General features: G+C 61.1%; 11 protein-coding genes. 7 read left to right on the top strand and 4 right to left on the bottom strand.

Annotation, left to right across the window (positions count from 1 at the left end; genetic code table 11):
• Nucleotides 1-37: 37 nt before the first annotated feature.
• Nucleotides 38-409, bottom strand: coding sequence for a response regulator (locus tag GS_RS16285; protein WP_010943865.1), 372 nt, complete (start codon nucleotides 407-409; stop codon nucleotides 38-40).
• Nucleotides 387-2,030 (bottom strand): GAF domain-containing sensor histidine kinase, encoded by a 1,644-nt coding sequence (locus GS_RS16280; protein ID WP_010943864.1) that lies wholly within the window; start codon nucleotides 2,028-2,030, stop codon nucleotides 387-389. The genes GS_RS16285 and GS_RS16280 overlap by 23 nt, the downstream gene beginning before the upstream one ends.
• 200 nt (nucleotides 2,031-2,230) lie before the next feature.
• On the opposite strand from GS_RS16280, the gene GS_RS16275 reads away from it, so the two are divergent.
• Nucleotides 2,231-3,178, top strand: coding sequence for a YbgA family protein (locus GS_RS16275; protein WP_010943863.1), 948 nt, complete (start codon nucleotides 2,231-2,233; stop codon nucleotides 3,176-3,178).
• A 158-nt stretch (nucleotides 3,179-3,336) separates the two neighbouring features.
• Here GS_RS16275 and pcnB read toward each other — a convergent pair whose 3' ends face one another.
• Nucleotides 3,337-4,716 (bottom strand): polynucleotide adenylyltransferase PcnB, encoded by a 1,380-nt coding sequence (gene pcnB, locus GS_RS16270; RefSeq protein WP_010943862.1) that lies wholly within the window; start codon nucleotides 4,714-4,716, stop codon nucleotides 3,337-3,339.
• A gap of 84 nt (nucleotides 4,717-4,800) precedes the next feature.
• Between pcnB and GS_RS16265 the strand changes: the two genes are divergently transcribed.
• The 6 genes from GS_RS16265 to GS_RS16240 all read left to right on the top strand — a co-directional run bounded on the left by GS_RS16265 (nucleotide 4,801) and on the right by GS_RS16240 (nucleotide 9,840).
• A complete protein-coding gene (locus tag GS_RS16265) occupies nucleotides 4,801-5,157 on the top strand; it encodes a nitrous oxide-stimulated promoter family protein (RefSeq protein ID WP_010943861.1) in 357 nt (118 codons plus the stop codon).
• A gap of 43 nt (nucleotides 5,158-5,200) precedes the next feature.
• The gene (locus GS_RS16260) at nucleotides 5,201-5,932 is read left to right on the top strand and encodes an ATP-binding protein (RefSeq protein WP_010943860.1); all 732 of its coding nucleotides are present in this window, start codon (nucleotides 5,201-5,203) and stop codon (nucleotides 5,930-5,932) included.
• 107 nt (nucleotides 5,933-6,039) lie between these two features.
• Nucleotides 6,040-6,645, top strand: a complete 606-nt coding sequence (locus tag GS_RS16255; protein ID WP_010943859.1) for a peroxiredoxin — start codon at nucleotides 6,040-6,042, stop codon at nucleotides 6,643-6,645.
• Between the two features lie 73 nt (nucleotides 6,646-6,718).
• Nucleotides 6,719-8,956 (top strand): DNA polymerase domain-containing protein, encoded by a 2,238-nt coding sequence (locus GS_RS16250; RefSeq protein ID WP_010943858.1) that lies wholly within the window; start codon nucleotides 6,719-6,721, stop codon nucleotides 8,954-8,956.
• Nucleotides 8,957-9,055: 99 nt separating this feature from the next.
• A complete protein-coding gene (locus GS_RS16245) occupies nucleotides 9,056-9,472 on the top strand; it encodes an exosortase system-associated protein, TIGR04073 family (protein WP_010943857.1) in 417 nt (138 codons plus the stop codon).
• The gene (locus tag GS_RS16240) at nucleotides 9,469-9,840 is read left to right on the top strand and encodes an exosortase system-associated protein, TIGR04073 family (protein ID WP_010943856.1); all 372 of its coding nucleotides are present in this window, start codon (nucleotides 9,469-9,471) and stop codon (nucleotides 9,838-9,840) included. Before GS_RS16245 ends, GS_RS16240 begins: the two co-directional genes overlap by 4 nt.
• A gap of 87 nt (nucleotides 9,841-9,927) precedes the next feature.
• Here the strand turns inward: GS_RS16240 and GS_RS16235 are convergent, their stop codons facing one another.
• Entirely contained in the window at nucleotides 9,928-10,158 is a 231-nt protein-coding gene (locus GS_RS16235) for a hypothetical protein (RefSeq protein ID WP_010943855.1), read from the bottom strand.
• Nucleotides 10,159-10,369 lie beyond the last annotated feature (211 nt).

The raw sequence follows: 10,369 nt of genomic DNA, 5'->3' as shown, positions 1-10,369 counted from the left end.
GCTCCTTTGCATGGATATTGAATGGGAAATGCGAGAGTTATTCCTTGCCCGGCTTCCTCTTTGCCAGGACTCGCTTGACCTCTTCCTTCAGTTCGGACAGGTCGCTGGATTTGACCACATAGCCGTCGGCGAGCCAGGCGGAGAAGTCATCCTTGAAGCAGGAGAACGCTGTGCAGAGGACCACCGGCAGGTTGTGCCGCTCCTTGACCACCTTCTGCAGCAGGTCGAGGCCGCTCTCGTTTTTCAGTTTGATGTCCAGCACGATCAGGTCGAACTCGTGCTCCCTGATCTTGTCCACCGCTTCGGCTGCCGTGGCGGCGGTCACCACCTCATGTCCCTCTTCGGCCAGCTCCTGAGAATAGAGCAGCCGGATGCTGTTTTCGTCGTCAACCACCAACAATCGTGCCATGGGGTTCCTCCTCCCTGTTTACCGGTAGTTTGAGCACGTAGCGGGCCCCCCCGTCGGGAGGCGTTTCGATGATGAGGCTGTTGCCATGTTTTTCCATGATTGCCTTGCAGACTTCCAGGCCGAGGCCACCTCCCAGTTCCTGGGGCGGTGCGAAGGAAGAGAATGTGCTCATTCCGTTCGAGGAGCCGGGCCGTCCCGTGTCCCGCACCTCGACGACGATCCACCCGCCTTCCAGTCGGGTTTCGATGACAATCTCACCGCCGTCGGGCATTCGGTCCATGCTGGAGGTCAGGATTGAGCGGAGGCAGAAGGAGACCTGTTTGTAATCGATGCGGGCGGACGGGAGTTCGGCGTCCAGGCGGAGCCGGCAGGCAATGCGACGCTCCTGGAGGCGGCTGTCCAGCTCCCGGCAACCGGTGCTTACCAACTGGTTCACGTCCCATGAGTCCAGGGTGGGATAGAGGGAGTCGGAGTAGCTGAGTACTTCGTCCAGCACCTCGTCCAACTGTCGGGCTTCGCGGACGATGGATTCCAGATACTCGCGCCGGGGGTCACCCTCATCGGTGCCCTTGAGAAGCGTGCGGGCGAAGCCGCCGATGATCATGAGGGGGTTGCGGATGGAGTGGGCGATGCTCGACGTGATCTTGCCCACGAGCGCCATCCGTTCCATCCGGACGATCAGCTCCTGCTGTTCCTTGAGCTTGACGTTGGCCGCCGTCACCTTGAGGAGCTCTTCCTGGAGCCGTTCGTACAGGGATGCCCGTTCGATGGCGAAGGCAACGGGAAAGGCGAAGGTCTCCAGGGACTGGACATCCTGGGGGGTAATCGGTTTATGGGTCACGCAGTTGTCGGAAATGATGACGCCGATTCTCCGGTTGCGCGAGACCAGCGGCGTGATGAGAAAGGTGTCGACCCCCAGGGTCTGGGTCAGGGAGTAGTCGCAGTCTGGATTGTGGAAAGCGTTTTCGACCAGGAGCGGTTTCTTCTCCCTCAACGCACGGACCAAGATGTGATCATGTTCCGACAAGGGGATGGTGAGGTTTTCCAGAATGTCGTGAAACTTCTGCTTCTCACTGGTGAATTTGGTCTGGTAGAAGTTCTTCGCCATCTCCTTGAGGGTGAAGTCGTCGCGGCTGATCTCATCCCAGATGAACCACGCCTCGCCGTAGTTCCGCGGCCCAACCCCCAGATAGCCCCGCAGGTGCTTGCGCTCCTTGTCGGTCAGCAGCAGAAAGGCCCGGTTCATGCCGAACCCCTTGCCGGCGGTGATGGCGGTCATGACCACCGACAGCACTTCATCCAGGTCCACCGAGGTCTGGAGCACGAGGCTGATTTCGTGCAGGAACTTGATTTCCCGATCCTTGCTGTCCAGGAAGCCGACCATGGACTGGAGTCGGCTCCGCTGTTCCTGGAGCTCAGCCACCACAATGGGGAGCACTGCCGCGAGGGGGTGCCCCGAGTCGCGCAGTGCCTTCAGGTCTTCGGCGAACAGCGGGCAATCCACGCATTTTTCGATCACTCTGCGTTGGAGGGATGAAAAGAGGATTTCCTCGCCTTCGCCGATGTTTGGGCAATCGGCCGGCTCAATAACGTTTCTGTTCCAGCAGCACTTCCACTCCACTGGGTATCTCCCGGGCTTGATTTTATCGTGGGAAGCGGCACAATTATACCAGTTGGGGCTGTATTTTCAAGGCGAATGACCGAATGATCACGGCGGTTTATTAATGAATTGCCCCCCGAATCTTTGCGAGTTTGCCCGTCCCATGTCTCTTCGGCATTCTGGAGTATTTCATTAACAATTTATGAAGCTGCGAGGAATCCATGCCCACACCCATCAAAATCGGGGTCAGCTCCTGCCTGCTCGGCGAGAAGGTTCGTTATGACGGAGGCCACAAGCATGACCGCTACATCACCGATACGCTCGGCAGGTTCTTCGAATTCGTCTCCGTGTGCCCCGAAGCGGAGTGTGGCATGCCGATCCCGCGCGAGGCCATGAGGCTTGAGGCGGATGGGGGAGAGGTTCGGCTGGTTACGTCCAGGAGCAGGGTAGACAAGACGGAGCAGATGCTCGATTTTTGCCGCAGAAAGGTGCTTGAGCTGGAGAGTGAAGACCTGTGCGGTTTCATCTTCAAGAAGGATTCCCCCAGTTCCGGTCTGTTCAACGTAAAACTCTATCGCCGGGGGATGCCGACCAAGGCAGGGCGGGGCCTCTTTGCTGACGCGGTTACGAAGCATTTTCCCCTGCTGCCCGTGGAAGAGGAGGGGCGGCTCCATGATATGGGGCTACGGGAGCATTTCATTGAACGGGTCTTTGCCTTTCGCCGGTGGAAGGATCTGCTGCTGGGAGGGAAGTCCCTGGGGCGCCTCGTGGCGTTCCATGCCGACCACAAGCTCCTGATCATGGCCCACAGTCCGGAGGTTTACCGGGAGATGGGAGCACTCGTGGCCCGTGGCAAAGAGCTGGGATGCGACGATCTGTTCGCCTGCTACCAGGAGCTTTTCATGAAGGCACTGTCGCTCCATGCCACGGTGCGCAAGAACACCAACGTGCTTCAGCACATCGCCGGCTATTTCAAAAAACAGCTGACGCGGGAGGAAAAGGCTGAACTCCAGGAGGTCATCGGGGAGTACCACCGGCACCTGGTACCCCTCATTGTGCCGGTGACGTTGCTGAGACACTACGTGAAAAAGTACGGCCAGGAGTATCTGTTGAAGCAGGTCTACCTCAGTCCCACTCCTCTGGAACTGATGCTGCGCAATCATGTCTAGCCGGCTGCCGGCTGAGGCTCTCGCAAAACTACCGCGGGGCCGGTCGGCGGTGTTGCCGCTCACTCGAAAGCTCAACGTACCGACGGGTACGCCTCGCTTCCTCGCTCGCTTGCGCCTGGCATCCCGGCGTCCTCATAACGTTTTGCAAGAGACTCGACTCACTGCGGAGCCGCCTTCCTGACGCCGCGCCGCCGGCGACGCCGCCGTGGTTTCTTTGTCTCGCCTCCGGCTGAACAGGGTTCCACGGGAGGCATGACGCTGTCGCGGGCGTAGCGCTCCCACCACGCGAGAACCGGGCTGTCCTCGCCGTTCATGGCGCAACGGCAGCGGAGGTAGGCCATTGCCTCGGCAAAGCTGGCCCGGGCCAGAACCGCCTGGGGGCGTTTGCCGGGTATCCTGTGCAGTCGCTGCTGGAGGGCGAGAATCTCGCGCATGGCAAGCCCGATCCGGTGCGGCACTGCCACCAGCGGCGCCTGCTCACCCAGAAAGGCCGCCACGGCGGCACTCACCGCGTCCAGGGGAGAAGCCCCCTGGCCCATGAAGCGTTCGGACTGTTCTTCCAGGTACCCGCCAAAGAGGAGCGCGAGGAGGAGCGGTGGTGACACCGGCTCGCCGCTGCCCACCTGTGAGTCTACCCATTCGAGGGCACTGCCGGTCCGGGCGTGGGGGAACCCGTCGGTTTCCTCGCCGAGCCACGCCTCGAAGCCGGGGAAGAGGTGCGCGAAGAGGCCGGTCTGCCGCAGGAGCTGATAGGCCCGCTCACCTTCCCCCGACAGGAAGAGCTTGAGCATCTCCTCGTAAAGCCGCGGCGCCGTCGCCCTGGTAATTGCCGGTGCCAGATCGAGCATCGCCTGCCAGGTCTCCTCCTCCACGGCGAACCCCAGCACGGCAGCGAACCTGACCGCCCGGAGCATCCGGACCGGGTCCTCGGTGAAGCGGACCCGCGGATCGCCGATGGTGCGGATCATCCCCCGCTGCAGATCTTCCATGCCCCCCGCGTAGTCGATGATCGAAAAGTCGGCGATGCAGTAGGCCAGGGCATTGACGGTGAAATCCCGGCGCAGGGCATCCTCGCCCGGGGTTCCGAAAACATTGTCCCGCAGGACCATTCCCTCGTCGCTCACCAGGTGGCGTGGCGGACGGAGGCGTTCCGCTTCATCTCCACCCCGTTGTCCAGTCTCATCGGCAACCGGCTCGCCTTCACCTTGTTCGGGGGGAGACAACGCGCGGAAGGTGGCCACCTCGATGATTTCGTCGGTAAAGTGAATGTGGGCGAGCCTGAAACGGCGCCCCACCAGCCGGCAGTTGCGGAAGATGCGCTTGATCTGGTTGGGCGTGGCGTCGGTTGCCACGTCGAAATCCTTGGGTTCGCGCCCCAGCAGCAGATCCCGGACGCATCCCCCCACCAGGTAGGCGATAAAGCCGTTGTCCCGGAGACGGTAGAGGACCCGGAGGGCGTTGGGGCTGACGAGGGAGCGGGAGATGGGGTGGTTGGCGCGGGGAATGATGACCGGTTCGATGCTCATGGGGGGATTCATAACACAGAATCCTTTGAAAAGCAAAAATGCGCCTTTTGACCTGCGTCATGACATGGAGACCCCCTTTGGGCTATGATGACACCCATGGAAACGTTCACCCCCGGTCAGCAGAAGGATTTCAAAGTCCTCATCGATTTTGTCAGGGTCTACTGCCACGCCAACCACGACCCTGCTGCGCGGGAACCCTTCGCGGTTCCGCCGGAGCTCGAGAGGCGTTACCGCAAAGGCGTCAGGCTCTGCCCGGATTGCGCCGCACTCCTCTACCACGGCATTGCTAAGCGGCGAAAGTGTCCGCTGGACCCCAAGCCGTCGTGCAAGCATTGCCGCATCCACTGCTACAGCAGGGAATACCGGGCAAAAATCCGCGAAGTGATGGCCTTTTCGGGGCGGCGGATGATCATGCGGGGCCGGCTCGATTACCTCTGGCACTATTTCTTTTGATTCAGACCATATAGCAAAACGACAAGACGAAAGGGAGAGAACGATGATCAGAAAGATCGTGGAGATTGACCAGGAAAAGTGCAACGGCTGCGGCATCTGTGTTCCGGCCTGTGCCGAGGGGGCCATCAGGATAGAAAACGGCAAGGCGGTGCTGGCTGCCGACAATCTGTGCGACGGCCTCGGCGCCTGTCTGGGTGAGTGTCCTCTGGACGCCATCCGGATCATCGAGCGGGACGCGGACGAGTTCGATGAGGCGGCGGTGGAGGCTCACCTGGGCCAGACGAGTCGCGAATCCCATCACGCCGCCCATCAGCCGGCTCCGGTTCACGGCGGCTGTCCCGGGTCGCGAGCCATGGTCCTCGATCGCCCGGCAACGGAGAGCGTCCGGGATGTTCCGCGCCAGGAAAGCCGGCTCCGTCAGTGGCCCGTCCAACTGCACCTGGTGCCGACCTCCGCCCCGTACTTCCGGAACGCGGACCTGCTCATCGCCGCCGACTGCGTTCCCTTTGCCTATGCCGATTTTCATCGGGAGTTCCTGGACGGCCGCGCGGTGGTGGTGGGCTGTCCCAAGCTGGATGACAATCGTTTCTACACCGAGAAGCTTACTGAGCTGATCCGCGTCAATGACCTTAAAAGTATCACCGTGGTCCGAATGGAAGTGCCCTGTTGCGGCGGTATCGTCATGGCGGCCCGCCAGGCCCTGGCGGCATCGAGCAAGGATATCCCCCTGCGCGAGGTGACCGTGGGCATCAGTGGTGAGTTGAAGGGGGCATAGTGGATAAAAAGGATTGTTTTTGTCTTTTTTGATTGACAAGCCCCAGTATGGCTGGTATGAGTTTTTCTTGTCTGCAACTTCATTTCAAAGAAAGGAGAAACGATACCATGTGCATGTGTACGCTTGTTACCAAGGAGGCCCCTGACTTCACCGCCGACGCGGTTATGCCCGACAATACCTTCGGCACGGTCAAGCTGTCGAGCTACCGCGGAAAATATGTGGTCCTCTTTTTCTATCCTCTTGATTTCACTTTTGTCTGCCCGTCTGAGATTCTTGCATTCAATAAGAAGCTGGATCAGTTCAAGGCTAAGAACTGCGAGGTGATCGGGGTTTCAGTCGATTCCAAGTTCACCCACATGGCGTGGAAGAACACCCCGGTGGAGAACGGCGGTATCGGCAACATCCAGTATCCGCTGGTAGCCGATCTCAAGAAGGAGATCGCCACCCAGTACGGCGTCCTCTTCGAAGGCGCAGGGGTTGCCCTGCGCGGCCTGTTCCTTATCGATACCAAGGGGGTTGTCCGTCACGCCGTGATCAACGACCTGCCTCTCGGCCGCAGCGTTGACGAGGCCCTCCGCATGGTCGATGCGCTTCAGTTCGTGGAAACCCACGGCGATCAGGTTTGCCCGGCCAACTGGAAGGAAGGGGACGAGGCCATGAAGCCGACCGCTTCCGGCGTGGCCGAGTACCTGGCAAAGCACTCCGTGGGGTAGCCTCCGGCGCAGTGCATCCGAATGAACGGCACGGTCCCACACCGTGCCGTTTGTTTTTGGGGAGGCGCATGACATGAACGACCTGGAACGGACCGACAATCGTCTCCTCTTCGGCGCCGACGACACCGCCGGGATCGTGGCAGCGGAACTGGCCGGGCGGTTCGTCCGTCTTTTCATCCGGACTCCCCGCGGGGTCGTGGTCAGGGACGATCCCTTCCACCCGTTCATCCTCCTGACGGACCCATCGCTCTTGGATGGATTCCGGGATGAGGTGACCTTTCACCCGCTTTCCGGACCGGGCGAGCTCCGGTTTATGGCACTGTTTCGCGATTGGCACGGCTGCGCCGCGGCCCGTGATTTTCTGGCCCGCCATACCGGTCAAAACCCGTCGGCGCCCGGCGCCCCCTACCTCTATCTGTCGGACCCGGTCCACCAGCACTTTCTGCTCACAGGCAAGACCTTTTTCAAGGGATTTGAGTTCGGGCACCTGCGGCGGCTCGCCCTGGACATCGAGACCTCCTGCGGCGAGGGGTTCGAGTTCTCCAACCCGGACCGGGAAGATGACCGGATTCTCTCCATTGCTCTGATGGAGGAGGGCGGGTACGAAGCGTTCCTGTCGGCGACGGAGATGGACGAGCGGGAGATGCTCGAACGGCTGGGCGGGATCATCCGGGAACGTGATCCGGATGTGATCGAGGGGCACAATATCTTTCGCTTCGACCTGGAGTACATCCGGGCACGGGCTGCCCGCCACGGGGTAAAGCTTGCCTGGGGGAGGGACGGGAGCATCCCCCGGGTTCACCCTTCGCGCTTCTCCGTGGCTGAGCGGCTCATCGACTACCCGCGCTGGGACGTCTACGGCAGGACGGTCATCGATACCTACTTCCTCGTCCAGATCCACGACGTGTCGAGCAGGGATCTGGAAAGCTACGGTCTCAAGCAGGCGGCCATCCACTTCGGCCTGGCCGCGCCGGACCGGGTCTATCTGGACCGACAGGCCATGGACGAGGTATTCCGTTCCGATCCGGAGCGCATGAAGCGCTACAACCTGGACGACACCCGCGAGACTCTGGCCCTGTCCCGGCTCCTGTCCTACCCCTGGTTCCTCCAGGCGCGCATCTTTCCCTACACCTACCAGACATCGGTCATCAGGGGGAACGCCACCAAGATCAATGCCCTCTTCCTGCGCGAGTACCTGCACCGGCGCGAGGCGGTGCCGCTGCCTGGTGGGGGTGACGGTGCAGGTCTTGAAGGGGGGTATGTGGAGCTACGGGAGACCGGCATTCTCGGTCCCATTGTCCACTGTGACGTGACCTCCCTCTATCCGTCGCTCATGCTTGCCCGGAAGATCGCTCCGGCCCGGGAGCACCTTGGTCTGTTCCTCCCCCTTCTGGAGGAGCTTCGCCGGTTCCGGCTGACAGCCAAGGCGCGCGCCCGGGAAGAGTCAGATCCCCATCGGCGCGACTACTACGCGGCGCTCCAGCAAACCTTCAAGGTTCTCATCAACTCCTTTTATGGCTACCTGGGCGCGCCCCTCCACCACTTTGCCGATCCGGCTGCCGCCGCCGAGGTTACCCGGGCGGGCCGGCAGCTCATCGGGGCCATGCTTGACTGGTTACAGGACAGGGGTGCCCGCCCGGTGGAGGTGGACACGGACGGCGTCTACTTTATTCCGCCCCCCGGCGTAAGCGGCGAAGAGGCCGAGTCCGCTCTGGTCCGCGCCCTTTCCGCTACGCTCCCGGCCGGCATTGAGGTCGAGCTGGCCGGCCGCTACCGTGCCATGTTTTCCTATAAAGCCAAAAACTACGCTCTGCTCGGCCATGACGGCCGGATCACCGTGCGGGGGAGCGCCCTCCGTTCGCGGGGGATCGAGCGCTACCTGCGCGAGTTCATGGGGGAGATGATCCGCCTCCTCCTGACGGACGAGGCGCAGAAGGTACCGGTCCTGTACGATGACTACGTCCACCGTATCCGCGAACACCGGTTTCCTGTGGAATGGCTCGTCCGCACCGAGACCCTCGGCGAGTCGCCGGCCACGTACCAGCAGAAGGTCCGCGCCGGAAAACGCAATCCCTCCGCGGCCTTCGAGATAGCGCTCCGCGCCGACCGGCCGTATCGGGCCGGCGATCAGATCAGCTATTACGTCACGGGACGGGGGAAAGGGGTAACCGTCTACGAGCAGAGCGCACCGGTCTTCCGGTACGACCCGGCCCGTCCCGACGAGAACGTGGACTATTATGTCGACAAGCTGGCCCAGCTCATGAAAAAATTTGCCCCCTTTCTCCCCCGGGAACGGACCCTGTTCGACTGACGGTTTCTCCGCCATTCGCGGCCTGTTGCCGCTTGCCACCTCGGCCCAAGTGTGTTACAAGGGACAGCAGGTTGCAACCATGCAGCAAAAGGAGAAAACATGCGCGCTTTCGCACTGTTGCTCGCCCTTGCCCTGGTGTTGTCCGTCTCTGCCCCCGTTCTGGCCCAGGACGGACCCAAGCCCGAGTTCATCGTGGAGAAAATGGCCTACAAATTCGTCCGGGGTGTCACCAATGTCGCCACGGCCATTGTGGAGCTCCCCAAACAGTCGTATCTGAGTGTGAGGGATCGCGGCGCCGTCGGCTACGTGGTCGGTCCGCTCAAAGGGGTCGGCATGACTGTCTACCGGGGATTCATGGGAGCGGCGGAGGCGATTTTCTTCCCTGTTCCCCAGCCGGGCTACTATGATCCGATGATCGAGCCCGAATATGTCTGGATGGGATGGGATGAGGCACGGGACGACAGGCTCCGGTCAGCTGCTGGCAAGCCGGATGCCTCCGGCGGGGAGGGCAAATGAGGGCGGTTATCGCCTCGGTGGCACTGGTTGCAGTGTTGATCGCCGGGCAATGGGCGCCTGTGTACGCTGGCGGCGTGCGCTCCGTGGACAACGCTTCGGCCCAGGAGGTGGTCGACGGCATGGCCGGCAAATTCGGCCGGGGCGTTGCCAATGTTGCCACGGGGTGGGCTGAGTTTCCCAAGCAGATTTACGTCACGTGGTCCGAGGACGGTGCCGGCAGGGGGCTGCTGATCGGTCCCCTCAAGGGGGTCGGGATGACCCTGGTGCGGACTCTGGCCGGGGTCGGTGAAGTGGCCACCTTCTTTCTCGCCTGGCCCGGCTTCTACGACGCGTACCTTGATCCTCCTTACGTATGGCAGAAAGAGTAGGGCAGGTTTTCCCTGCCCGGCATCGGGACACGAAAAAAGCCGCACCCCGTGGGGATGCGGCTTTTTTCGTGAATCGGGAAGGGGAGATTACTTCTTCTCGGCAGCCGGAGCAGCAGCTTCTTCCTTCTTCTCTTCTTTCTTGGCCTTCTTGGCTTTCTTGGCCTTCTTAACCGGCTTCTTCTCTTCTTTCTTCACTTCAGCGGCCGGAGCGGCGGGAGCAGCCGGAGCGGCTTCTTTCTTCGCTTCGGTGGCGAAAACGGTACCGGCGAAGGCAACGGCAACAAGAGCGGCTACGAGGGTGGACAGAACTTTTTTCATTACGAGTACCTCCAAAAAATTGGGTGATGTACCTTTGCATAGAGCATGGAGCATGCCACTTGTTGTTTGTTTGTGGAACTGCATTTTAAATCAGTATGTTACGTGAGGTGGGCTCGGGCATGGCCCGTGATTTTTAGGCTGGAGCGACCGCAAATGCTCATGTGTTTACCGCAAATGAGGTAGCCCGTGCCGGAGGGGCATTTCGCTTGTC

The sequence above is a fragment of the Geobacter sulfurreducens PCA genome (assembly GCF_000007985.2).
Taxonomy (GTDB): Bacteria; Desulfobacterota; Desulfuromonadia; order Geobacterales; family Geobacteraceae; genus Geobacter; species Geobacter sulfurreducens.
Note: the sequence above shows the minus strand (reverse complement) of the source record. Positions and strands in the feature narration are given on the sequence as shown.

Coding starts and splice junctions, on each gene's coding strand:
- GS_RS16265 (WP_010943861.1), top strand. CDS start 4,801: ATGGAAACGTTCACCCCCGGTCAGCAGAAGGATTTCAAAGTCCTCATC.
- GS_RS16250 (WP_010943858.1), top strand. CDS start 6,719: ATGAACGACCTGGAACGGACCGACAATCGTCTCCTCTTCGGCGCCGAC.
- GS_RS16235 (WP_010943855.1), bottom strand. CDS start 10,158: ATGAAAAAAGTTCTGTCCACCCTCGTAGCCGCTCTTGTTGCCGTTGCC.
- pcnB (WP_010943862.1), bottom strand. CDS start 4,716: ATGAATCCCCCCATGAGCATCGAACCGGTCATCATTCCCCGCGCCAAC.
- GS_RS16240 (WP_010943856.1), top strand. CDS start 9,469: ATGAGGGCGGTTATCGCCTCGGTGGCACTGGTTGCAGTGTTGATCGCC.
- GS_RS16285 (WP_010943865.1), bottom strand. CDS start 409: ATGGCACGATTGTTGGTGGTTGACGACGAAAACAGCATCCGGCTGCTC.
- GS_RS16260 (WP_010943860.1), top strand. CDS start 5,201: ATGATCAGAAAGATCGTGGAGATTGACCAGGAAAAGTGCAACGGCTGC.
- GS_RS16255 (WP_010943859.1), top strand. CDS start 6,040: ATGTGCATGTGTACGCTTGTTACCAAGGAGGCCCCTGACTTCACCGCC.
- GS_RS16275 (WP_010943863.1), top strand. CDS start 2,231: ATGCCCACACCCATCAAAATCGGGGTCAGCTCCTGCCTGCTCGGCGAG.
- GS_RS16245 (WP_010943857.1), top strand. CDS start 9,056: ATGCGCGCTTTCGCACTGTTGCTCGCCCTTGCCCTGGTGTTGTCCGTC.